Genomic DNA, 22,451 nt, shown 5'->3' on the forward strand with positions numbered 1-22,451 from the left:
GTAAAGGAAGATGACAATATGGAAAACCAAAAACAATATCCTATGACGCAAGAAGGTTTCGAAAAACTAGAAAATGAACTTGAAGAGTTAAAAACGGTTAAGAGACCAGAAGTCGTAGAAAAAATAAAAGTAGCACGTTCATTCGGAGACTTATCTGAGAACTCTGAGTATGATGCTGCGAAAGATGAACAAGGATTTATCGAACAAGATATACAAAGAATTGAGCATATGCTACGTAATGCCCTAATAATCGAAGATACTGGTGATAACAACCAAGTACAAATTGGTAAAACTGTAACTTTTGTAGAATTACCTGGTGAAGACGAAGAGGAATACCAAATTGTTGGATCAGCTGAATCTGATGCATTTAATGGTAAAATTTCAAATGAATCACCAATGGCAAAAAGTTTAATCGGTAAAAAATTAAACGAAGAAGTTCGTGTTCCACTACCAAATGGTGCAGAAATTAATGTCAAAATTGTAAATATCAAATAATATCAAAATCCCCTTAACACTTATTGTTAGGGGGATTTTACACTTTATAAATAAAAACATATACTTATCTTCAACTATTTGATAAATTTATATCATTGATACAATAATTGAAATATTGAGATAATTTTGGATTAATTTGTATTTAACAATAGTAGTTTATTATCGACAATTATAACTATTTTTAATTAAACATAGTCTGACAGTTAATGATACAATTATAATGTTGCACACATATTAATGTTTGAATCATAGTTTAATGTATAAAATACAAAGGGGGAAATGTGTTGGAATATAAATTGATCAATGAAGAGACAATTATGATTTACTTTGAACAACAAATCAATCCTTCGACATTTAAGGAAGTTCAAAAAGTTGAAAATTATATTAAAGATCAACAACATAAAGCAATTATTGAAGTGATACCTTCTTATCGGGCAATTATGCTACATATAGATATTACAAAACAAAGTTTAGCGGAAGTAGTTAAAGCGTTGAATCTAGAACAATTAAATCAACTGGATTTTGATGAAAATAATAATGAAGTAAAAATAATTAGTTTACCAGTTCTTTATGGTGGTGATTATGGTCCAGATATTCAAGAAGTAGCTACACATCATCAATTATCAATAGAGGACGTCATTAATTTACATACAGAAAATCGATATTTAATTTATATGCTTGGATTTATGCCAGGCTTTCCGTTTTTAGGTGGTTTAAATCCAGAGCTGGCTACACCTAGAAGAGAAGAACCAAGAACGAGCATTCCTGCGGGTTCTGTAGGTATTGCGAATAATCAAACAGGTTTATATCCAAAACAATCTCCAGGTGGTTGGCAAATCATCGGACGTACACCAATTACTGTATTTGATATTTCAAAAACACCTATGTGTTTATATGAATCTGGTGACTATATAAAATTCTATCCTATCGATGAATCAACGTTCGAACAGATTATAGAAGAACAGCAAGGTGAATTTGATATTAAGAAATGGGTGAAAATTCAATATGAGTATTAAAATTATTAATCCAGGGTTATTTAGTACGATTCAAGATTTAGGAAGAATCGGCTATCAAGACCAAGGATTTTCTACTGCAGGTGTTTTAGATCGGTACGCTTATCGAACTGGACAAGCACTCATTGGCAATGAAGGGCCAGCAATTGAATGTACAATAATTGGCCCAACAATTGAATTCTTAGAAGACAATGCTTTTGTATTAATAGGTGCTGAGTTCAAAGCAACTGTTAACGAAGCAATTATTGATGAATCTACTGTAATAGCAGTAAAAAAAGGTGACGTTTTGAAAGTTGGACAGGTCACTAAAGGGGCTAGAGGGTACTTATTATTTGGTAAACCTTTGACAATTCATAAAGTAGCAAATAGTTATTCTACACACACACGAAGTCAAATTGGTGGTTTTAAAGGGCGCGCATTAAAATCTGGTGATGTAATTGAGTGCGAAAACGATTATCCATATGCACAAAATCTTGGATTGAGTGTACCAAAAGATGTTGGTGAAGTTGAAGAAAAACCTATTCAAATCATCAAAGGGCCTCAATTTGATAGCTTTAGCGAAGAGGCACAACAAAAACTAGTAGCTAATGAATTTAAAATATCAGAAAAGTCAGACCGTATGGGATATCGGTTACAAGGTGAAGCGATTTCACCAAACACATCGGCTGACATAATATCAGAGCCTGTTGCCTTAGGCAGTATACAAGTGCCAAATGATGGCAATCCGATCATTTTATTAAATGATAAACAAACAGTAGGCGGTTATACAAAAATAGCAACTGTTTGCGCATCTGATTTACATAAATTAGCTCAAATGCAACCTAATGATACGATTCGTTTTGAATGGACGACAATCGAAGAAGCAGTTAAAAAATTAGAGCAACAAGAAGAAGCGTTTAAAAATACAATCAATAATATTAAAGAGCAACCAATTTTTGATATTTCACAATTGAGAAATACATCTACTCGTATTAATCATTTATTGAAAGGGGAATTATAATGAATTTTGAAAAAGTAGAACAATTAATAAAGATGGTAAAAGATAACGGGGTTAAAAAATTTAATTATAAAGATTATGAAAATGAAATCACTATAGATTTTACCGATAATACATCTGCATCAACTGCGCAACAACAATTAGTTTCAAATAATGAATCAAGTTTAAATGAACAAAGTGCATCAAATGAAGAACAATCCGATCAAGTTGTCAAATCACCAATGGTTGGAACATTTTATTTACAAGACGAGAAGGAATTAACAAATCCCCTTATTCATGAAGGTGATGAAATTAAAAAAGGAGATACCATTGGTTATATAGAAGCGATGAAAGTCATGAATGAAGTAAAAAGTGATGTGAGTGGAGTAGTCGACACAATACATGTCAATCACGGCGCAAATGTTGAGTATGATCAAACGATTATAACTGTGAAATAAGTATAAAGGGGGTATTTGAGTTGTATCGTTGTTTAATTGCAAATAGAGGAGAAATTGCTGTAAGAATCATCCGCGCTTGTAGAGAAATGGATATTGAAACTGTAGCTATCTATGCTTTAGGGGATGAGTCTAGCCTACATGTCAGCTTAGCTGATCAAGCGATATGTATTGGTGAAGCCAATGCATTAGATAGCTATTTAAACCAAGATAGAATTATTAGTGCAGCAAAAATTAGTGGTGCAAATGCAATTCACCCAGGATATGGTTTTTTATCAGAAAGTACTTCATTCGCTAAAAATGTTGAAGAAAACGGTATTTATTTTATTGGGCCAACTGATCAAACTATGGAGATGATGGGTGATAAAATAACAGCACGACAAACAGTAGACCAAGCTAATGTGCCTATCATACCAGGTTCTACTTCTGCTGTAGAGTCAATCGAAGAAGTTAAGGAAATTGCGCAAGATATTGGTTATCCACTTGTATTAAAAGCTGCCAGTGGTGGTGGCGGTAAAGGGATAAGGATTGTCAAAAAAGAAGAATCTTTAGAAAAGTCATTTAAAGAAGCCAAAAGTGAGGGGCAAAAATATTTTAATGATGATCGCGTATATGTGGAAGCGTTTATCCCAGTAGCTAAACATGTGGAAGTTCAGGTGTTAGGAGACGGTAAAGAAAATTACATACACTTAGGTGAACGTGATTGCTCAGTTCAGAGAAAAAATCAAAAATTAATTGAAGAATCGCCTTGTGCTGCATTATCTGAACATATGAGAACATCTATGTGTAATGATGCTGTGAAAGTAGCAAGAGCATCTGGTTATAGAAGTGCAGGTACTATCGAATATTTAGTGACAGAAGATGCTTATTACTTCATAGAGATGAATGCGCGTATCCAAGTAGAACATACAGTAACTGAAATGAGATCAAATCGTGATTTACTACACGCACAGCTCTATTTAATGAAACACGGTACATTACCGTTCAATCAAGACGAAGTGATATTTGATGGTCATGTCATTGAAGCAAGAATCAACGCAGAAAATCCTCAGAAAGGATTTCAGCCTTCACCAGGTAAAGTAAAAGCATTACATTTGCCTCAAGGCTTTAACGTCCGTATCGACAGTTTACTTTATCATGGCTATACGGTATCGCCAAATTACGATTCACTTGTAGCTAAAGTGATTGTAAAAGCACCAAATAGAGATTCAGCAATAAAAAAATTAAAAGTAACATTGGATGAAATGGTAATCGATGGCTTTACTACGACAGCTGATTTCTTATATGCTGTTTTATCGTATCCGCAATATGCTAATGGTGATGCAAAAGATGTAGATATTAAATTCTTAGATAGACATCAAATAATTAAGGAGGAATCATGATGAAAGTTGATTTAAACTGTGATTTAGGCGAAGCTTTTGGAAATTATTCATTCGGTGGAGACAATCAAATTATTCCGCTAATTACTTCAGCTAATATTGCATGTGGTTTTCATGCTGGTGACCAACATGTCATGAATCAAACGGTGGAATTAGCTAAAGCAAATGGTGTTGGTATAGGTGCTCATCCTGGCCTCCCAGATTTACAAGGATTTGGACGTAGAAATATGGACTTGTCACCCAAAGAAATTTATGATATCGTCATTTACCAGCTCGGTGCATTAAGCGGATTCTGTAATGTTCACCAAGTTAAAATAAATCACGTGAAACCACATGGAGCACTTTATCAAATGGGGGCGCGTGATAAAGCAATTGCTCATGCGATTGCACAAGCTGTATATGATTTTGATAAATCATTAATTTATGTTGGATTATCAAATACACTACTTGTTACAGAGGCGCAAGCTGTTGGTTTAACTACTGCTGCCGAAGTGTTTGCAGATAGACGCTATGAAGATGATGGTCAATTAGTTAGTCGTAAAGAAAGTGATGCATTGATCACTGACACTGAAGAAGCTATTGAACAAGTTGTCAAAATGGTTAAGTCACAAAAAGTCGTTACGAAAAATAACAAGGAAATTGATATTCAAGCAGATACAATTTGTGTTCATGGAGATGGTGAACACGCACTAGAATTTGTTACAAAAATAAGAGACAGATTATCGAAAGAAGGCGTTTCTATATCTAAGCTGGGAGGCTAACACATGGGAGAAAAATTAAAAACAGAATCAAAGGATTTTGAATTTACAAAAAATCATAAAAGATTATTATTAGGTTCTGTATTCTTAATGGCTACATCTGCAATTGGACCCGCGTTTCTAACTCAGACAGCAGTATTTACTGCTCAGTTTACTTCAAGTTTTGCTTTTGCAATTTTATTATCAATATTGATTGATATAGGGGCGCAAATTAATATTTGGAGAGTGTTGGTAGTTACAGGTAAACGTGGACAAGAAGTAGCTAATGAAATCTTTAAAGGATTGGGTACTTTTATATCGATATTAATTGCAATAGGAGGACTTGCATTTAATATCGGTAATATTGCTGGTGCTGGATTAGGATTAAATGCAATTTTTGGCTTAGATGTAAAGATTGGTGCAGCTATTACAGCTGTATTATCAATACTTATTTTTGTAAGTAAAAGTGGTCAAAAAATTATGGATGTTGTCACGATGTTTTTAGGCGTTTTAATGATTGTAGTTGTTGCATTTGTAATGTTTAAGGCAAACCCACCATATGCAGACGCAGCTAAACATCTCGTGATGCCAGAGCAACCATTAGCGCTTGTCTTACCGATTATCACATTAGTAGGAGGAACAGTTGGTGGTTATATCACTTTTGCTGGTGCACATAGAATATTAGATTCAGGTATCAAAGGTAAACACTATTTGCCATTTGTCAATAAGGCGGCAATTTCAGGAATATTAACAACGGGTGTACTTAGAGCCTTATTATTCTTAGCGGTACTCGGTGTGGTCGTTACAGGTGTAACTTTAAATGATACTAACCCACCAGCTTCTGTATTTGAACATGTATTAGGACCAGTCGGTCGAAATATTTTTGGTGTCGTTTTATTTGCTGCAGCAATGTCTTCAGTTATTGGTTCAGCATACACAAGTGCAACTTTCTTAAAAACATTGCATAAATCTATCTATAATAAAACAAACATTATTGTAATTTCATTTATAGTCATTTCAACTTTTGTTTTTCTATTTTTAGGAAAACCAGTTACATTATTAATCGTTGCAGGTGCTTTAAATGGACTTATCTTACCAATTATATTAACGACAATACTAATTGCTAGTAAACGAAAATCAATCGTCGGAGATTATCATCATCCAACATGGATGTTAGTCTTTGGAGCAATTGCTGTGATCGTTACAGTTGTTACAGGTGTTTATTCACTACAAGGATTGACAGAATTAATGGGTAGTTAATAAAACAATAATAGTGACAAATAAACCATTCTCTAGTTCTTAATGCAAAACAAGGACTTAGGGAATGGTATTTTTTATGATTATTTTTTCACTAAATAGCCTCGAATAGTTTGATATATTAAGCAAGAAATTTACAGATTAATTCAATTGAAAGCAGAGAAATTATTCTTATGTTTCTTATGGAAAAGAATGAAATAATAAATTGATATAAATATCGTTCAATCGTCGAGCTATTGGTTTAAATGTGGTAGAATAACTAAGGTTAGGATTTTAAATTGAGGTGAAAAACGATGATCGGTATTATAGGAGCTATGGAAGAAGAAGTAGCAATCTTAAAAGATAAACTTGTTGACTTTGAAGAGATTAATATTGCACATGTATATTTTTATAAAGGGTATATAAATGATAAAGCAGTCGTATTAACTCAAAGTGGTATTGGTAAAGTGAATGTTGCAATTTCAACAGCATTATTAATTGAAAAGTTCAAACCTGATTTAATTATAAATACTGGTTCTGCAGGAGCATTGGATAAATCATTAAACGTAGGAGATATCGTGATAAGTGATATGGTTGCTTATCATGATGCTGATGCTAGAGCATTTGGTTATCAATTAGGACAAATTCCACAAATGCCAGCGCAATTCGTAGCAGATAAATCATTGATTGATAAAGCGACACAAGTAATTACTAATCAACAGTTAACTGCAAAGACAGGCTTGATTGTAAGCGGTGATAGTTTTATTGGAACAAAAGACCAACGAATGAAAATTAAAACAAATTTCCCTCAAGCGATGGCTGCAGAAATGGAAGCAACTGCAATTGCTCAGACTTGCTATCAATTTAATTTACCATTTATTATCACGCGTGCAATTTCAGATTTAGCTGATGGCGACGCAGGTATCACATTTGATGAATTTTTAACAAAAGCAGCAAAGTCTTCTAGTACAATGGTAGAAAATTTAATAAAAAAAATATAAAAAAGGTGAATAGAAATAATGGGTATAATAAAGAAATACTTTATGCCAAATGAATATGTACAGTCAATTTTTCAAATTGATATAGATAAGCTTGCAGAATCTGGCGTAAAAGGTATCGTTACTGATTTAGACAATACACTAGTAGGATGGGATGTGGCCGATCCTACTGAAGCGGTTAAAACATGGTTTGAAGAAGCAAGACAAAAAGGGATTACAATTACAATTGTGTCTAACAATAATGAAAAAAGAGTCGGTAGTTTTTCAAAATCATTAAAAGTAGATTATATTTTTAAAGCTAAAAAACCTAGAGGACGTGCGTTTGATCGTGCAATGCATTCTATGAGTTTAAATCCATCAGAGATTGTAGTGATTGGTGATCAAATGTTAACGGATGTATTTGGTGGGAATAGACGCGGTTTATTTACTATTATGGTAGTACCTGTTAAACAAACGGATGGTTTTATTACTAAATTTAATCGCCTTATTGAACGCAGATTATTACAACATTTTAGAAAAAAAGGATATATAAAATGGGAGGAAAATTGATTGAGTGAAGTGGATGTATTGAAATGTATAGGGTGTGGTGCACCATTACAATCTGAAGATTCTGATGCACCTGGTTATGTTCCGGAACATAATTTATTTCGTGAAGATGTTGTATGTAAAAGATGTTTTAGATTAAAGAATTACAACGAGGTACAAGATGTAGGTTTAGATAGTGATGACTTTTTAAATTTACTTAACGGTCTAGCAGATAAAAAAGGAATAATAGTAAATGTTGTAGATGTTTTTGATTTTGAAGGATCATTTATTAATGCAATCAAACGTATTGTTGGCAACAAAAAAATTATTCTCGTAGCTAATAAAATAGATCTACTGCCAAAACAAATAAATAAACGTCGTGTAAAAGAGTGGTTGAAGAAATCAGCCAAAAAATATGGACTTGATGCCGAAGACGTAGTACTTATTTCTGCTGACAAAAATGAAGGTATTGAAAATCTATTAACTTCTATTAACAATATTAGAAATGATGAGGATGTATATATAGTAGGAACTACAAATGTAGGTAAATCAACCCTAATTAACAAATTAATAGAACGCAGTGTAGGAGAAAAAGATGTTGTTACTACTTCAAGATTTCCTGGCACAACATTGGACATGATTGATATTCCACTTGATGAAACAACATTTATGTATGATACACCAGGAATTATTCAAGCGCACCAAATGACACATTTAGTATCTGAACATGAACTTAAAACAATTATGCCAAAAAAAGAAATTAAACAACGTGTGTACCAACTTAACGAAGGACAAACATTATTTTTCGGTGGACTCGCACGTATAGACTATATAAGTGGTGGTAAAAGACCGTTAGTCTGTTACTTTTCTAATGATTTAAATATTCATCGAACAAAAACAGAAAAGGCTAATGAATTATGGCGAAATCAATTAGGATCTGTATTAGCACCACCGCATAACCCTGAAAATTTTGATTTGAGTAATGTTAAAGCCGTAAGATTAGAAACAGGTAAAGAAAAACGTGACGTGATGATTTCGGGATTAGGTTTTATCACAATTGATGTAGGTGCAAAAGTAATTGTACGCGTGCCAAAAAATGTTGATGTTATTTTAAGAAATTCAATTATGTAAGGTGTGAAGAGTATGAAATATGCAGTAATAGGCCACCCTATCGATCATTCTTTATCTCCAGTGATGCATAATGCCAATTTTGAAACTTTAAATTGCAATGCAACATATGAAGCGATTAATATTCCTGAAGATAAATTCAACCAAATAAGAGAAATTATTTCAGATAAAGCACTCTCAGGTTTCAATGTAACAATTCCTCATAAGGAACGCATTATACCTTTTTTAGATGAAATTGACGAACAATCTGAAACTGTAGGTGCTGTGAATACAGTTAAAATAGAAGACGGCAAATGGACTGGTTATAATACAGACGGCATCGGCTACGTTAAAGGATTACAACGCGTGTACCCAGATTTAAAACAGGCTTATATTTTAATATTAGGTGCAGGCGGTGCTAGTAAAGGTATTGCGAATGAATTAACCAAATATGTACAACCGAAACTTACTATAGCCAACAGATCTTTAGACAGGTTTGATCAATGGCGTTTGAATGTAAATAAAATCCGCTTATCAGATGCTGAATTAGCTTTATCTGAATTCGACATTATTATAAATACGACACCAGCAGGGATGAATACAAATCAAGAAATACCAATTAGTTTGAAAAATTTGGACCCGGAAACTTTAGTAAGTGATATTGTGTATATACCCTTTAAAACACCCATTTTAGAACAAGCTGAAGCCCAAGGTAACCCAATTTATAATGGTTTGGATATGTTTGTTTATCAAGGTGCAGAAAGTTTTAAGATTTGGACAGGTACAGAACCAGACGTGGAAGTAATGAAACGCACAGTATTAGATTATTTATAAAAGGAGCATTTTATGTTAACAGGTAAACAGAAAAGATTTTTGAGAAGTAAAGCACATAATATTGATCCAACTTTCCAAATCGGAAAAGCAGGTGTTGGTGAAAATATGATAGAACAATTAAAAGATATTTTAGAAAATAGAGAATTAATTAAAATACATGTATTACAAAACAACTTTGAAGATAAAAATGACTTAGCACAAACTTTAAGCGATGCAACTCATAGTGAAATTGTTCAAGTAATCGGGTCTATGATTGTCTTGTATAAAGAATCACATGATAATAAACAAATTCAATTACCATAATGTCTAAAACGATAGTCTTATATGGTGGGCAGTTTAACCCGATTCATACGGCTCACATGGTTGTTGCTAGTGAAGTGAATCATGTTATTAAACCAGATTTGTTTTACTTTATTCCAAGTTATATGTCGCCGCTCAAAGCGCATGATGATTATTTAGATGCAGCATATAGAATCGATATGATCCGGTGTGCAATTAACGAACTAGGGTTTGGCTTTGTTTATTTAGATGAAGTAGAACGCAAGGGACAAAGTTACACATATCTCACAATTAAACACATTTTAGAAAAGCATCCTAATGCACAACTATATTTTGTTATAGGGACCGACCAATATATACAATTGGAAAAATGGTATGAGATTGATAAATTGAAATCGATGGTAACCTTTGTAATTGTGAATCGTGGAAAAGCAAAGCAAGAAGTTTCAAATAATATGATTGCAATTAATATTCCACGCATAGATATAAGTTCAACTCTGATTAGGGATAGAGTGAAACAACAAGGAAATATTCATACGCTTGTTCCTCAAAGTGTAGAAAAATATATCAGAGAGGAAGGATTATATGAAATTTGATGAAGCAGTCTCGTTAGTAAAAGATAAATTACCGGAGAAAAGATTTAATCATTCACTAAGAGTAGCAGAAACGGCTGTTAAATTAGCTGAATTATATGATGGGGATAAAGATAAAGCAGAACTTGCAGGTATCTTACATGACTATAGTAAATATGATGATTTAGGATCTATGTATCAGATTGTTAGACAAAATGATTTAGATAGTAACTTGTTGAGCTATGGATCAGAAATCTTACACGGCCCAGTCTGTGCAGTTATAATGGAACAAAAATTCGCTGTGAATGACGAAGAAGTTTTGCTTGCCATTAAAAATCATACTACTGGTCGTGCTCAAATGACTAAAACAGAAAAATTAGTTTTTATTGCAGATTATATTGAACCTGGTCGTCAAACCCCAGGCGTTGAAGAAATTCGAGATTTAGCATACAATCAAGGTAGCTTAGATAAAACCATTTATGAAATATCTAAGCGAACTGTTTTATATTTAATCACGCAAGATATTACCGTTTATGATGCCACGATTGCCTGCTTGAATTATTACAATTATAGTAACGAAAGAGTAAAGGATGATTAAATGAAATCAGATCAATTATTAAATTTAGCTGTCAATGCAACTGAGAATAAAAAAGCAGAAGATATAATTTCTTTAAATATGCAAGGTATTAGCGATATGACCGATTATTTTATCGTATGCCACGGCAATAATGAAAGACAAGTACAATCCATCGCACGCGCAGTAAAAGATGCTGCTAACGAAGCGGAAATTGAAGTGAAACGAATGGAAGGTTTTAATGAAGCAAGATGGATTTTAATTGACTTGGCCAATGTAGTCGTACACGTATTCCATAAAGATGAACGTGATTATTATAACTTGGAGAAATTATATCGTGATGCACCTTTAGAATCTTATGGACAGGCAGTTTATTAATAATGGTTCAATATGAAGAAATGAGCTATTACTATGATCAATTAACTTTAGATCAGCCTTACGAATCATGGCTTGATATTGTAGAATTTTATGCTAAAAATAAATCAACCATCTTGGATATAGGTTGTGGAACAGGCAGTTTCACCTCGAAATTAAATGATTTTGATTGTATAACTGGTATGGATTTAAGTGTTGATATGCTTTCGATAGCGATGCAAAAATCTAGTGAAGTAAATTGGATTGAAGGCGATATGACTGATTTCGACCTAAACCAACAATTTGATGTAATAACTATTTTTTGTGATTCTTTAAATTATTTAACAGAATATGAAGATGTTTTGTCCACTTTTCAGCAAGTATATCATCATTTAGAGCCGAATGAAGGTATATTTATGTTTGATGTGCATACAGAACATAAAATGAATACTTTATTCAATAATCAAAGTTATATTGATGAAACTGAAAATGTATTTTTAGCTTGGGAAGCTGTTCGCGGGGAAGAACCATTAAGTGTATGGCATGATATGACGTTTTTTATAAAACAAGATGATAAGCATTATAAGAGATTTGATGAGTCACATTATCAAAAGACTTATTCAAAAGATGTTTACACTAAAATGTTAGAATCATGTGGCTTTAAAAATATAACAACATTCGTTGATTTTGAAATCAATAACCATAATCAAAAAGGAGAGCGCTTGTTCTTCGTTGTAAAAAAATAAAAAGTAAAATCACTCCTTTATGCGTGTAAAGTATAAAGGAGTGATTTTTTGTTACCATTATGGGAATTATTCAAAGAAAGATTCAGTCGATGTAATTTAAAAATAAAGGCCTGTGTTATGCTAATTATAATAGTGATTGCAGTGCTAACACTATCATTTTTGATGAATCGTGGTGTTGATCAAATCAAGCAAAATGATGAATCTGCACTAATTGAAACATCTGACCATAATCAATCATTACCACATGTGAAAAGTGAACGGTCATCTAATAAAACTACTGCAAAAATCAATAATGATAGTAAAGATTCATTTGTTTATGTTGATATTAAAGGTGCAGTAAAACATCCTAATGTTTATAAAATGAGCAGTAATGATAGAATTAAACAGTTGTTGGACAAAGCTATTGCTACAGAACGTGCTGATTTAACGAACATTAACTTATCCGAACGATTAATCGATCAAAAAATGATATATGTTCCAGAAAAAGGGGAACAAACTAATAATCCATTGAATAAAAATAAAACTGTTACAAATTTATCAGAAAATAAGGATGCTGATGTAGCAAAAGTAAATATAAATACTGCAACAGAAAGCGAACTCACAACGATACCAGGGATAGGAAAGGTTAAAGCCAAATCTATCATTGAGTATCGTGAGCAGAATGGAAATTTTAAATCTATTGATGAGTTAAAAGAAATTAATGGTTTCGGTGCTAAAACGATAGAAAAATTAAGTTCACATTTAACAATGTAAAATTTTGTTGTATTTTTCTAAAAGCGATATAATCTATAATAAACATATTAAAGAATACATAAATTGGAGGCTAAGTATCATGGATCGTATTAAATGGGAAGAATACTTTATGGCGCAAAGTCACTTATTAGCATTGCGTTCTACATGTCAAAGACTATCTGTAGGGGCAACGATTGTAAAGGATAATAGAATTATAGCAGGAGGGTATAATGGTTCTGTGTCTGGCGAAGTACATTGTATTGATGAAGGATGTCTATTGGAAGATGGTCATTGTATTCGTACGATTCACGCAGAAATGAATGCTTTATTACAATGCGCAAAACAAGGGGTGTCAACAGAGGACGCAACGATTTATGTTACTCACTTCCCTTGTTTAAATTGCACCAAGTCTATTATTCAAGCAGGTATTAAAACAATTTATTATGCTGAAGATTACCATAATCATCATTATGCTTTAGAATTGTTAAAACAATCAGGTATTGTGTATAAAAAAATTCCATTTAATCAAGAACATGTAGCACAATATTTAATAAATAAATAAAATTGATTTATTATGCTTTAGCTTATTTAGCTGGTAACTTATTACTTTTTAATAAAGTTTTATCTCTTATTTTAATATTGGGCCTATTTATTATAATGAATAGAAAAAGATTTAATGTAATTCATTTTATAATGGTTGCCATCATATCTTTAAGTAGTTATATGATGTTTCAAAATGATTTAAAATTAGAAAAAAATAACCATGCTTTACTTTTGAACAAAGCAATTCAAGGAGAAGCAAAGTTAATTACAAAACCAATTTTGGAGCATCATAAACTTAAAGGTAAGATTGAAATAAATAAAAAACATTATACTTACGTTTATAATTTACAAACATCAAAAAATATAGATTTAAAAAAAGTTTCTGCTTTTTTATTACAAAAAACCTGTAAAGTCAATGGGAAGTTTAATACTATAAAAAACGAACCAAATTCTAATCTTATTTTTATGATTCAAAATATTCATCTTTCAAGTTGTAAAACTAACAATAATAACTTTACTGATATTTTAAATAAACATAAAGCATTGATTTACGAAAGAATGCAACAATGGAAAATAATTTCACCTGAAAAAACGATCGCATTTATAACAGGTGATACATCACTTATGAATAAAGATGAATTAGATAGAATAAAAGAAATTGGCATAGCGCATCTTCTGGCTATTAGCGGGACACATATTGCTATTATTATTACAATTATATGCTATATACTTAACAGATTAAAATGCCCATTGTTTTTAATTAAAATAATATTAATCATATTATTACCTATCTATTGCATGTATACAAACATGTCGGCAAGTGCCGTCAGAGCAATATTAATGAGTTTGATAATAATCATTTTTCCAAAATACATTATAAAGCATTCAATGAACGTTTTAGCTTTTTTATTTATTTGCTTAACAATTTTAACCCCCTCGTTAATTTATCATATCGGATTTCAACTTTCGTTTTTAATTACTTTTTCAATCCTTTTTGCCAGCCCATTACTAAAGAATTTAGGTATCTTTAAATCTTTATGCGCTATTACATGGATAGCACAATTAAGTTCATTTATTTTAAGTTGTATCCATTTTCACCAAATTCAATGGATTGGCTTGATATCTAATATCTTTTTTGTTCCATTTTATTCTTTCATACTATTTCCTTTTGTTATTTTTCTTACTTTTATAATACATTTACCATTCAAACCTATTATTATAACCAATTTATATAACTTATTAATTATTTTTCATGATAAAATGGTTGAACTTTTTGATAAACTCAACTTTTTTAAATGGTATATTCCTACATTAAATAATCTTCAAATAGCTATAATAACTATCGTTGCATTTTTGACCTTAGTTCTATTCGTTCATAAATGCTATAAACTAATGTCAATTACTTTAATTACTTTGTATGTTGTCTCTACAATGCTACCTCAAGTGCATGCATATCAACTTACTATGTTGGATGTAGGGCAAGGGGACTCACTTTTATTTGAAACTCAATACCACGAATCACTATTAATCGACACGGGTGGTAACTTTAATTCGAAACAAAAAGTTGCGAATCATAATATTTCTAGATATCATATCTTACCAACTTTAAAACGACATAATGTAAAAGAACTTGATTACGTTATAATTACTCATCCTCATCTAGATCATATGGGTGAACTAAGTTATTTAATTAAACAACTCAAAATTAAAAGTATCATTATCAATGCTAATAGTTTTAAAATGAAAGAATTAAATCTTTTAAAAGTGAAATGTATAAAAAAAGGCATAAAGTTAATAGATTTTAAAAATAAATCACAATTTTTTATGAATAAAGCGAAACTTAATCTGTTAGATGCTACTATTCCTAACTCTAATAATTTAAATGAACAATCAATTATAATATTGATACAGTACAATAGTTATAAAATATTACTGATGGGTGATGCTACAAATCATAACGAAGAGAAATTGATACATAAATATCATTTATCCAATGTTAATATTTTAAAAATTGGTCATCATGGTAGTCGTACGAGTACAAGTAACAGTTTATTGCAATCAATTAGACCAAAAATAGCTCTAATTTCGGTAGGAGAAAAAAATAAATATGGTCTTCCTAATCGTCAAATTATTGATAGATTAAGATATAATAATATTAAAGTTTTTCAAACAAATGTAAATGGAGAAGTGAACATTTTATTTAAAGATCAAATAGAAATAAAATCTCAATACCATTGAAATTTTTTAGTTAGTGAGAAACTATTAGGCGTGTTATAATTACAAAATGTGTAATAGAATTGAAAGGGTGCCGAGAATGAGTAGCAATATAATAACGATATATGGTGAAGTACCTGAATTAATTGAAAAAAAAGCTTCTGAAGTTATTGAACAATATTTAGATGCACCAAAAGATGAATTCAACTTCGTTAAATATAACTTATATGAAAATGATTTAGCTCCAATTATTGAAGAAACGCTTACCATGCCATTTTTCTCTAATAAAAAAGCTGTTCTAGTACAAAATGCATATGTTTTTACTGGTGAGAAACCGCCTAAAGAATTAAATCATAACATTGATCAACTGATAGAATTTATAGAAAAATATGATGGTGACACTTTAATATTGTTTGAAGTTAATCATTCTAAATTAGATGAGAGAAAAAAAGTTGTTAAATCATTGAAAAAACATGCGCAAATTAAAAAGATAGAACAAATGTCAGAAGAAGAAATAAAACATTGGATAAAAAGTCAACTGCATGAGAATTATAAAGATATTAAGCAAGATGCGCTTGATTTAGTTATTGAATTAACAGGAGTTAATTTTAATGTTGTTAAGCAAGAGATAGAAAAACTCATTTTATTTTTGGGTGATAGAACGACTATTAATAAAGATGATGTTCATCAAATTGTAAATAGAAGTCTAGAACAAAATGTTTTTTTGCTCACTGAATATATACAAAAAAATAAAAAATCAAAAGCCATTCAACTAGTTAAAGACTTAATAGCAATGAAAGAGGAGCCTATAAAATTATTAGCACTGATTACAAGTAATTATCGACTTTTTTATCAAAGTAAAATATTGGGACAAAAAGGCTATAGTGGCCAACAAATTGCTAAAACAATCAACGTTCATCCCTATAGGGTGAAGTTAGCTTTAAACCAAGCAAGGCATTATGAATTAGAAAGTTTATTAAATATTATTGATAATTGCGCAGAAACAGATTATAAATTAAAGTCATCTTATATGGATAAACACCTTATCCTCGAATTGTTTATTTTGTCCTTATAAATGTGAAGCTTTTTGTTTTCGTCTAGTCATTTCACTGGATAGATTTCTGTAGATGAATTATAAAGCATGTTGATAGTTATGATGCTAAAACTAATAAATATTAAAGTTGTAAAAAAGCCCAGAAATGATTTCTCTTATTATAAATCATTTCTGGGCTAATCTTATGTAGCAGGTCGCATGAAATATTGAAATAAAAAAAGTTCAAGCGTAGGCTTGAACTTTAGTTTATTTAGCAGCTGTCATTAAAGAAGATTTAATTCTAGCAGCTTTGTTAGAATGTATTAAGTTGCGTTGCGCAGCTTTATCTACTTTTTTCAATGCAAAGCTAATTAATTCAGCTTTGTTGTCAGCGTTAGTGTCAATTGCTGTATGAGCTCTTTTCACAGCTGTACGCATTGCATTTTTTTGTGAAATATTACGTTCCTCAGTTACACGAGTAGTATTAACACGTTTAATTGCAGATTTAATGTTTGGCATGTCTGTCACCTCCTAAAAGTGTGATCTTCGCTATCAAAAATTAATTTGATTACAACAAGAAATATTTTATCAAAACAACCAAGTTTCTGCAATCATTTATTTATAATAAGGCGCGTAAACTCGCGATAAATGATACAATAATAATTATAACAAGAAAAGATATTAGTAAAAATAGTAACATAAGCGACGAAAGATAAACATAAATTCAAATTTTACTATTAATTTTATCAAGTTTGCAATTAGTAGATAAAAACGTTATTATATCAAAGAATGTCATACATATTACGGGCTAGAATTATGAAAGTGAGACTGATAATACATGGATAAAGAAAATCGTTTAAACAAGCGTGAAAATATAAGAAACTTTTCTATTATTGCACATATTGATCATGGAAAATCTACATTAGCAGATAGAATTTTGGAAAATACTAAATCTGTTGAATCACGTGAAATGCAATCACAGTTATTGGATTCCATGGATTTAGAGAGAGAACGTGGTATAACAATAAAATTAAATGCGGTACGTTTAAAATATGATGCAAAAGATGGTGAGACTTATACGTTTCATTTAATTGATACACCTGGACACGTAGATTTTACATATGAAGTTTCAAGATCATTAGCTGCATGTGAAGGCGCTATATTAGTAGTAGATGCTGCACAAGGCATAGAGGCCCAAACATTAGCCAATGTTTATTTGGCATTAGACAACGATTTAGAGTTATTACCAGTTGTGAATAAAATAGATTTACCAGCAGCGGAACCTGAACGTGTAAAGCAAGAAGTAGAAGATGTCATAGGACTAGATAAAGATGATGTTGTATTAGCTAGTGCAAAATCAAATATTGGTATTGATGATATATTAGAAAAAATTGTAGAAGTCGTGCCACCACCACAAGGAGATCCAGACGAACCATTAAAAGCATTGATTTTCGATTCAGAATATGATCCCTACAGAGGGGTTATTTCATCAATTAGAATTGTTGAAGGTACTTTGAAAACGGGTGATGAAATAAAAATGATGGCTACAGGAAAATCTTTTGAAGTTACAGAAGTAGGCATCAATACACCAAAACAATTACCAGTTAGCGAGCTAACTGTTGGAGATGTTGGTTATGTCATTGCTAGTATCAAAAATGTAGATGATTCACGTGTCGGGGATACAATTACCCATCTACACCGTCCAGCAGCTGAGCCGTTAAAAGGATATAAGAAAATGAACCCAATGGTTTTCTGCGGTTTATTCCCTATAGACAATAAAGACTATAACGATTTACGTGAAGCATTAGAGAAGTTACAGTTGAATGATGCTTCATTAGAATTTGAACCTGAGTCTTCTCAAGCATTAGGTTTTGGATACAGAACAGGTTTTTTAGGCATGTTGCACATGGAAATTATCCAAGAACGTATTGAACGTGAATTTGGAATAGAATTAATCGCTACAGCCCCATCTGTAATTTATGAATGTATTCTTAAAAATGGTGATGAAATCTCAGTCGATAATCCAGCGCATATGCCTGAAAGAGATCAAATTGATACGATTTATGAACCTTTTGTAAGAGCGACAATGATGGTACCAAACGATTATGTGGGGGCAGTTATGGAATTGTGTCAACGTAAGCGTGGCCAATTTATTAATATGGAGTATTTAGATGATATACGCGTCAATATTATCTATGAACTGCCTTTATCTGAAGTAGTGTTTGATTTCTTTGATCAGCTAAAATCAAATACAAAAGGTTATGCTTCTTTTGACTATGAATTTATTGATAATAAAGAAAGCGACTTAGTTAAAATGGATATATTACTAAATGGAGAGAAAGTAGATGCACTTAGCTTTATAGTTCATAAAGACTTCGCATATGAAAGAGGGAAAGCGTTAGTTGAAAAGCTTAAAACGCTAATACCTAGACAACAGTTCGAAGTACCGGTACAAGCAGCAGTTGGACAAAAAATAGTTGCTCGTACAAATATAAAATCAATGGGTAAAAACGTTTTATCTAAGTGTTATGGTGGCGATATTAGTCGTAAAAGAAAATTATTAGAAAAGCAAAAAGCTGGTAAGGCAAAAATGAAAGCAGTGGGTAATGTTGAAATACCACAAGATGCTTTCCTTGCAGTGCTTAAGATGGACGAAGATTAATATGATTTTTTAAACATTGGGGCCTTAAATCCATTCGATTTATGGCCCAGTTTTTGTTATATGAATCTATTTTATTTAACGAAAGAAGGTCATTTCAAAAATGGAAGTGAAAAGTGCTTATATCCATATCCCTTTCTGTGTCAAAATTTGTACTTATTGCGATTTCAATAAATACTTTATACAAAATCAACCAGTGGATCAATATTTAGATTGCTTAATTAACGAAATGAAACAGAGCGAAGTTAGATCTTTAGAAACCGTTTTTGTGGGTGGTGGGACACCTACCGCTTTATCATATGAGCAACTGAAAAAACTATTAACTGCAATTACAGATATTTTTGAAATTAAAGGTGAATTTAGTTTTGAAGCCAATCCGGACGAACTAACTTTAGCCAAAGTACAACTTTTAAAAGATTATGGTGTAAATAGATTATCGATGGGCGTTCAAACATTCAAACCCGAATTACTAGCGATATTAGGACGTTCTCATAAGACAGAGGACATTTATAGAGCAGTGAACAATGCAAGGAAAGTTGGTATACCTTCTATAAGTTTAGATTTAATGTATCATCTACCCCAGCAAAGCCTAGAAGATTTTCAAGAAAGTTTAGAAAAAGCGTTAGCGATGGATATTGATCATATTTCAAGTTATGGATTGATTTTAGAGCCAAAAACTCAATTCTATAATATGTACCGTAAAGGTCAATTGAAAATTCCAAACGAAGATGTTGGTGAAGAAATGTACGAATATTTATTAAAGCGAATGCACGAGACTGAATTACACCAATATGAGATTTCAAATTTTGGTAAAAAAGGACATGAATCAGAGCATAATAAAGTATATTGGAAAAACGAAGGCTATTATGGATTTGGCGCAGGGGCAAGTGGTTATGTAAATGGCGAGCGATATAATAATGTAAACCCTGTGAATCATTATATAAATAAGATACAAAATAAGGAAAGGCCCGTTCTTGACTCAGTTTATCCAACAGAAAGTGAACAAATGGAAGAGGAAATGTTTCTAGGTTTAAGAATGAATCAAGGCGTTAGTAGAAAACGGTTCGAACAAAAATTTAATAAAACAATTGATGATGTTTATAACGACACAATCAAAGATTTAAAGCAACGAGAATTAATTAATGATACTGGCGGATATATTTCTTTAACAGAGAGAGGTAAAGTAATTGGAAATCTAGTATTTGAGTCGTTTTTACTAAATGTTTAATTTTTTTCAAAAACTAGGGCTTTAACATTGACTTACTTTGACCAATTTGATAAATTATAATTAGCACTTGAAACAAAAGAGTGCTAATGAGGTGAAAACATGATTAGTGATAGACAATTGAGCATTTTAAATGCAATTGTTGAAGATTATGTTGATTTAGGTCAACCGATTGGTTCCAAAACACTGATTGAAAGACATAATTTAAATGTTAGTCCTGCTACTATTAGAAATGAAATGAAACAACTAGAAGAACTACAGTTAATAGAGAAGACACATACTTCATCAGGACGTTCGCCGTCAGAGTCAGGCATCAGATATTATGTGAATCAATTATTGCAACAAACATCTCATCAACAACACAAAAAAATACAACGTTTAAGAGACTTACTGGTTGAAAATCATTATGATATCTCCTCAGCTTTGAGTGAGTTCGCAAATGAACTTTCAATCGCTTCTCAGTATACAACGTTGGTAATGCGTCCAAATCACAAAAAAGATATTATTAATAACATTCACTTGATTCGAGCGAATGCATATTTAGTAATCATGGTTGTTGTTTTTACTTCTGGCCATGTTGAGCATTTACATTTAGTATCCAAAGCACGTTTATCGAGTGATGAATTGACTAAAATAGCTAACTTTGTGACTGCAAGATACAATGCATTAAATCAACAACGCTTAGAAAATGAACTTAATGCTTTTGCGAAGTCGGATTTTGAAAAAGACTTTATAAAAGAAATGTTAGATACGATAGATGTTCATTTTGATAATCAAAGTAATGGCATTTACATGGGTGGAAAGGTTAAACTAATTGATGCACTTAATGAATCAAATGTTTCTTCTATTCAACCTATCTTGCAGTATATTGAATCAAACAAAATTACTCAGCTACTTGATGAAATGTCAAATTCATCAATTAATGTTAAGATTGGACAGGAAATCGAATCAAGCTTGAGCGATATTTCTATCGTCACTACAGAATATCATATTGATGATAGACTTAAAGGTCAAATTGCGGTTATCGGACCAACGGCAATGAACTATCAGAATGTAATACAATTACTAAATACGATTTGGTAATTAAGAATTGTATTGGAGGGCAGAAAATGACAGAAAAAAATGAATCAGTATTCGATGAAAACGAAAAAACTGAAGATATTAATCAAGAATCACAGAACGACCAAACTACTTCAGTTGAAGATGCTGATGAAATGAATAATGAATCACAAGATAATCTGCAAGAAGAAAATTCTGAAGATACTGAGGCAGATATCGATCCTAAAGATGAAGAAATTCAACAATTAAAAAATAATGTTCAAGAAGAAGAAGAAAAATATTTAAGATTATACGCAGAATTTGAAAATTATAAGCGTAGAATCCAAAAAGAAAATCAAACGATGAAAGCATATAAAGCTCAGGATGTTTTAAATGACATTTTACCGACTATAGACAATATAGAACGAGCTTTACAAATCGAAGGCGAAGATGAGCAATTTAAATCATTACAAAAAGGTGTGGAAATGGTTTATGAAAGCTTATTGAACGCATTGAAAAATAACGGTTTAGAAAAAATTGAGGCTGAAGGTCAACAGTTTGATCCAAATATACATCAAGCTGTAGTACAAGACGACAATCCTGATTATGAATCAGGTCAGGTCACTCAAGAACTACAAACTGGTTATAAATTGAAGGAACGTGTTTTAAGACCTTCAATGGTTAAAGTAAATCAATAGTTATATTGATGAAAATACCAAATTTTCAA

General features: G+C 31.6%; 25 protein-coding genes. 24 read left to right on the top strand and 1 reads right to left on the bottom strand.

Features of this window, described 5'->3' with window-relative positions:
- Nucleotides 1-18: 18 nt before the first annotated feature.
- The 20 genes from greA (at nucleotide 19) to holA (ending at nucleotide 16,844) form a co-directional block, all read left to right on the top strand.
- Nucleotides 19-495, top strand: a complete 477-nt coding sequence (gene greA / locus KA814_RS04660; protein ID WP_019469406.1) for a transcription elongation factor GreA — start codon at nucleotides 19-21, stop codon at nucleotides 493-495.
- Nucleotides 496-779: 284 nt separating this feature from the next.
- On the top strand, nucleotides 780-1,511 hold the full coding sequence (pxpB, locus tag KA814_RS04665; protein WP_064208883.1) for a 5-oxoprolinase subunit PxpB: 732 nt from the start codon (nucleotides 780-782) through the stop codon (nucleotides 1,509-1,511).
- Complete coding sequence (locus KA814_RS04670; RefSeq protein WP_046208116.1) at nucleotides 1,501-2,508, top strand: 5-oxoprolinase subunit C family protein; 1,008 nt, start codon at nucleotides 1,501-1,503, stop codon at nucleotides 2,506-2,508. Before pxpB ends, KA814_RS04670 begins: the two co-directional genes overlap by 11 nt.
- Nucleotides 2,508-2,942 (top strand): acetyl-CoA carboxylase biotin carboxyl carrier protein, encoded by a 435-nt coding sequence (locus tag KA814_RS04675; protein ID WP_046208117.1) that lies wholly within the window; start codon nucleotides 2,508-2,510, stop codon nucleotides 2,940-2,942. The genes KA814_RS04670 and KA814_RS04675 overlap by 1 nt, the downstream gene beginning before the upstream one ends.
- Before the next feature lie 20 nt (nucleotides 2,943-2,962).
- Complete coding sequence (locus KA814_RS04680; RefSeq protein ID WP_046208118.1) at nucleotides 2,963-4,321, top strand: acetyl-CoA carboxylase biotin carboxylase subunit; 1,359 nt, start codon at nucleotides 2,963-2,965, stop codon at nucleotides 4,319-4,321.
- Nucleotides 4,321-5,079 (top strand): 5-oxoprolinase subunit PxpA, encoded by a 759-nt coding sequence (gene pxpA / locus KA814_RS04685; protein WP_046208119.1) that lies wholly within the window; start codon nucleotides 4,321-4,323, stop codon nucleotides 5,077-5,079. The genes KA814_RS04680 and pxpA overlap by 1 nt, the downstream gene beginning before the upstream one ends.
- A gap of 3 nt (nucleotides 5,080-5,082) precedes the next feature.
- A complete protein-coding gene (locus tag KA814_RS04690) occupies nucleotides 5,083-6,315 on the top strand; it encodes an NRAMP family divalent metal transporter (RefSeq protein ID WP_064208884.1) in 1,233 nt (410 codons plus the stop codon).
- Nucleotides 6,316-6,605: 290 nt separating this feature from the next.
- Nucleotides 6,606-7,292, top strand: coding sequence for a 5'-methylthioadenosine/adenosylhomocysteine nucleosidase (locus tag KA814_RS04695; RefSeq protein ID WP_064208885.1), 687 nt, complete (start codon nucleotides 6,606-6,608; stop codon nucleotides 7,290-7,292).
- Between the two features lie 18 nt (nucleotides 7,293-7,310).
- Complete coding sequence (locus KA814_RS04700) at nucleotides 7,311-7,838, top strand: YqeG family HAD IIIA-type phosphatase (RefSeq protein ID WP_064208886.1); 528 nt, start codon at nucleotides 7,311-7,313, stop codon at nucleotides 7,836-7,838.
- 9 nt (nucleotides 7,839-7,847) lie between these two features.
- On the top strand, nucleotides 7,848-8,945 hold the full coding sequence (yqeH, locus tag KA814_RS04705) for a ribosome biogenesis GTPase YqeH (RefSeq protein WP_406992545.1): 1,098 nt from the start codon (nucleotides 7,848-7,850) through the stop codon (nucleotides 8,943-8,945).
- Between the two features lie 12 nt (nucleotides 8,946-8,957).
- Complete coding sequence (gene aroE / locus KA814_RS04710) at nucleotides 8,958-9,755, top strand: shikimate dehydrogenase (protein ID WP_064208887.1); 798 nt, start codon at nucleotides 8,958-8,960, stop codon at nucleotides 9,753-9,755.
- Nucleotides 9,756-9,767: 12 nt separating this feature from the next.
- Nucleotides 9,768-10,058 carry a ribosome assembly RNA-binding protein YhbY gene (yhbY, locus tag KA814_RS04715; RefSeq protein WP_046208125.1) on the top strand — a complete coding sequence of 97 codons (291 nt, stop codon included), beginning with the start codon at nucleotides 9,768-9,770 and terminating at the stop codon, nucleotides 10,056-10,058.
- Nucleotides 10,058-10,630 (top strand): nicotinate (nicotinamide) nucleotide adenylyltransferase, encoded by a 573-nt coding sequence (gene nadD / locus KA814_RS04720; RefSeq protein ID WP_046208126.1) that lies wholly within the window; start codon nucleotides 10,058-10,060, stop codon nucleotides 10,628-10,630. The genes yhbY and nadD overlap by 1 nt, the downstream gene beginning before the upstream one ends.
- Nucleotides 10,620-11,204 carry a bis(5'-nucleosyl)-tetraphosphatase (symmetrical) YqeK gene (yqeK, locus tag KA814_RS04725; RefSeq protein WP_046208127.1) on the top strand — a complete coding sequence of 195 codons (585 nt, stop codon included), beginning with the start codon at nucleotides 10,620-10,622 and terminating at the stop codon, nucleotides 11,202-11,204. Before nadD ends, yqeK begins: the two co-directional genes overlap by 11 nt.
- On the top strand, nucleotides 11,205-11,558 hold the full coding sequence (gene rsfS / locus KA814_RS04730; protein ID WP_046208128.1) for a ribosome silencing factor: 354 nt from the start codon (nucleotides 11,205-11,207) through the stop codon (nucleotides 11,556-11,558). It abuts the gene before it with no gap.
- A gap of 2 nt (nucleotides 11,559-11,560) precedes the next feature.
- Nucleotides 11,561-12,280, top strand: coding sequence for a class I SAM-dependent DNA methyltransferase (locus tag KA814_RS04735; RefSeq protein ID WP_046208129.1), 720 nt, complete (start codon nucleotides 11,561-11,563; stop codon nucleotides 12,278-12,280).
- A 48-nt stretch (nucleotides 12,281-12,328) separates the two neighbouring features.
- Nucleotides 12,329-13,033, top strand: coding sequence for a helix-hairpin-helix domain-containing protein (locus tag KA814_RS04740; protein ID WP_081254258.1), 705 nt, complete (start codon nucleotides 12,329-12,331; stop codon nucleotides 13,031-13,033).
- A 79-nt stretch (nucleotides 13,034-13,112) separates the two neighbouring features.
- On the top strand, nucleotides 13,113-13,574 hold the full coding sequence (locus KA814_RS04745) for a ComE operon protein 2 (protein ID WP_046208130.1): 462 nt from the start codon (nucleotides 13,113-13,115) through the stop codon (nucleotides 13,572-13,574).
- Nucleotides 13,575-13,669: 95 nt separating this feature from the next.
- On the top strand, nucleotides 13,670-15,793 hold the full coding sequence (locus KA814_RS04750; RefSeq protein WP_226857755.1) for a DNA internalization-related competence protein ComEC/Rec2: 2,124 nt from the start codon (nucleotides 13,670-13,672) through the stop codon (nucleotides 15,791-15,793).
- A 76-nt stretch (nucleotides 15,794-15,869) separates the two neighbouring features.
- Nucleotides 15,870-16,844 (top strand): DNA polymerase III subunit delta, encoded by a 975-nt coding sequence (gene holA, locus KA814_RS04755; RefSeq protein ID WP_046208131.1) that lies wholly within the window; start codon nucleotides 15,870-15,872, stop codon nucleotides 16,842-16,844.
- Between the two features lie 225 nt (nucleotides 16,845-17,069).
- Here holA and rpsT read toward each other — a convergent pair whose 3' ends face one another.
- A complete protein-coding gene (gene rpsT / locus KA814_RS04760; RefSeq protein WP_046208132.1) occupies nucleotides 17,070-17,321 on the bottom strand; it encodes a 30S ribosomal protein S20 in 252 nt (83 codons plus the stop codon).
- A gap of 319 nt (nucleotides 17,322-17,640) precedes the next feature.
- On the opposite strand from rpsT, the gene lepA reads away from it, so the two are divergent.
- From lepA to grpE, 4 genes are all read left to right on the top strand, one after another.
- Nucleotides 17,641-19,464: a translation elongation factor 4 gene (gene lepA / locus KA814_RS04765; protein ID WP_046208133.1), complete on the top strand. Its 1,824-nt coding sequence runs from the start codon at nucleotides 17,641-17,643 to the stop codon at nucleotides 19,462-19,464.
- Between the two features lie 100 nt (nucleotides 19,465-19,564).
- A complete protein-coding gene (gene hemW, locus KA814_RS04770) occupies nucleotides 19,565-20,689 on the top strand; it encodes a radical SAM family heme chaperone HemW (RefSeq protein ID WP_064208888.1) in 1,125 nt (374 codons plus the stop codon).
- Nucleotides 20,690-20,788: 99 nt separating this feature from the next.
- Nucleotides 20,789-21,769, top strand: a complete 981-nt coding sequence (gene hrcA, locus KA814_RS04775; protein ID WP_046208135.1) for a heat-inducible transcriptional repressor HrcA — start codon at nucleotides 20,789-20,791, stop codon at nucleotides 21,767-21,769.
- A 26-nt stretch (nucleotides 21,770-21,795) separates the two neighbouring features.
- Nucleotides 21,796-22,422: a nucleotide exchange factor GrpE gene (gene grpE, locus KA814_RS04780; RefSeq protein ID WP_064208889.1), complete on the top strand. Its 627-nt coding sequence runs from the start codon at nucleotides 21,796-21,798 to the stop codon at nucleotides 22,420-22,422.
- Nucleotides 22,423-22,451: the final 29 nt, after the last annotated feature.

Source organism: Staphylococcus sp. GDY8P196P (assembly GCF_017891705.1).
Taxonomy (GTDB): Bacteria; Bacillota; Bacilli; order Staphylococcales; family Staphylococcaceae; genus Staphylococcus; species Staphylococcus ureilyticus.

What these genes read in the sequence shown, in the direction of transcription:
- KA814_RS04700 (WP_064208886.1), top strand. Translation starts at nt 7,311, where the DNA reads ATGGGTATAATAAAGAAATACTTTATGCCAAATGAATATGTACAGTCA.
- KA814_RS04690 (WP_064208884.1), top strand. Translation starts at nt 5,083, where the DNA reads ATGGGAGAAAAATTAAAAACAGAATCAAAGGATTTTGAATTTACAAAA.
- grpE (WP_064208889.1), top strand. Translation starts at nt 21,796, where the DNA reads ATGACAGAAAAAAATGAATCAGTATTCGATGAAAACGAAAAAACTGAA.
- KA814_RS04675 (WP_046208117.1), top strand. Translation starts at nt 2,508, where the DNA reads ATGAATTTTGAAAAAGTAGAACAATTAATAAAGATGGTAAAAGATAAC.
- yhbY (WP_046208125.1), top strand. Translation starts at nt 9,768, where the DNA reads ATGTTAACAGGTAAACAGAAAAGATTTTTGAGAAGTAAAGCACATAAT.
- pxpA (WP_046208119.1), top strand. Translation starts at nt 4,321, where the DNA reads ATGAAAGTTGATTTAAACTGTGATTTAGGCGAAGCTTTTGGAAATTAT.
- holA (WP_046208131.1), top strand. Translation starts at nt 15,870, where the DNA reads ATGAGTAGCAATATAATAACGATATATGGTGAAGTACCTGAATTAATT.
- KA814_RS04745 (WP_046208130.1), top strand. Translation starts at nt 13,113, where the DNA reads ATGGATCGTATTAAATGGGAAGAATACTTTATGGCGCAAAGTCACTTA.
- greA (WP_019469406.1), top strand. Translation starts at nt 19, where the DNA reads ATGGAAAACCAAAAACAATATCCTATGACGCAAGAAGGTTTCGAAAAA.
- KA814_RS04750 (WP_226857755.1), top strand. Translation starts at nt 13,670, where the DNA reads ATGAATAGAAAAAGATTTAATGTAATTCATTTTATAATGGTTGCCATC.
- yqeK (WP_046208127.1), top strand. Translation starts at nt 10,620, where the DNA reads ATGAAATTTGATGAAGCAGTCTCGTTAGTAAAAGATAAATTACCGGAG.
- rpsT (WP_046208132.1), bottom strand. Translation starts at nt 17,321, where the DNA reads ATGCCAAACATTAAATCTGCAATTAAACGTGTTAATACTACTCGTGTA.
- hemW (WP_064208888.1), top strand. Translation starts at nt 19,565, where the DNA reads ATGGAAGTGAAAAGTGCTTATATCCATATCCCTTTCTGTGTCAAAATT.
- KA814_RS04735 (WP_046208129.1), top strand. Translation starts at nt 11,561, where the DNA reads ATGGTTCAATATGAAGAAATGAGCTATTACTATGATCAATTAACTTTA.
- lepA (WP_046208133.1), top strand. Translation starts at nt 17,641, where the DNA reads ATGGATAAAGAAAATCGTTTAAACAAGCGTGAAAATATAAGAAACTTT.
- hrcA (WP_046208135.1), top strand. Translation starts at nt 20,789, where the DNA reads ATGATTAGTGATAGACAATTGAGCATTTTAAATGCAATTGTTGAAGAT.
- nadD (WP_046208126.1), top strand. Translation starts at nt 10,058, where the DNA reads ATGTCTAAAACGATAGTCTTATATGGTGGGCAGTTTAACCCGATTCAT.
- KA814_RS04695 (WP_064208885.1), top strand. Translation starts at nt 6,606, where the DNA reads ATGATCGGTATTATAGGAGCTATGGAAGAAGAAGTAGCAATCTTAAAA.
- aroE (WP_064208887.1), top strand. Translation starts at nt 8,958, where the DNA reads ATGAAATATGCAGTAATAGGCCACCCTATCGATCATTCTTTATCTCCA.
- KA814_RS04670 (WP_046208116.1), top strand. Translation starts at nt 1,501, where the DNA reads ATGAGTATTAAAATTATTAATCCAGGGTTATTTAGTACGATTCAAGAT.
- rsfS (WP_046208128.1), top strand. Translation starts at nt 11,205, where the DNA reads ATGAAATCAGATCAATTATTAAATTTAGCTGTCAATGCAACTGAGAAT.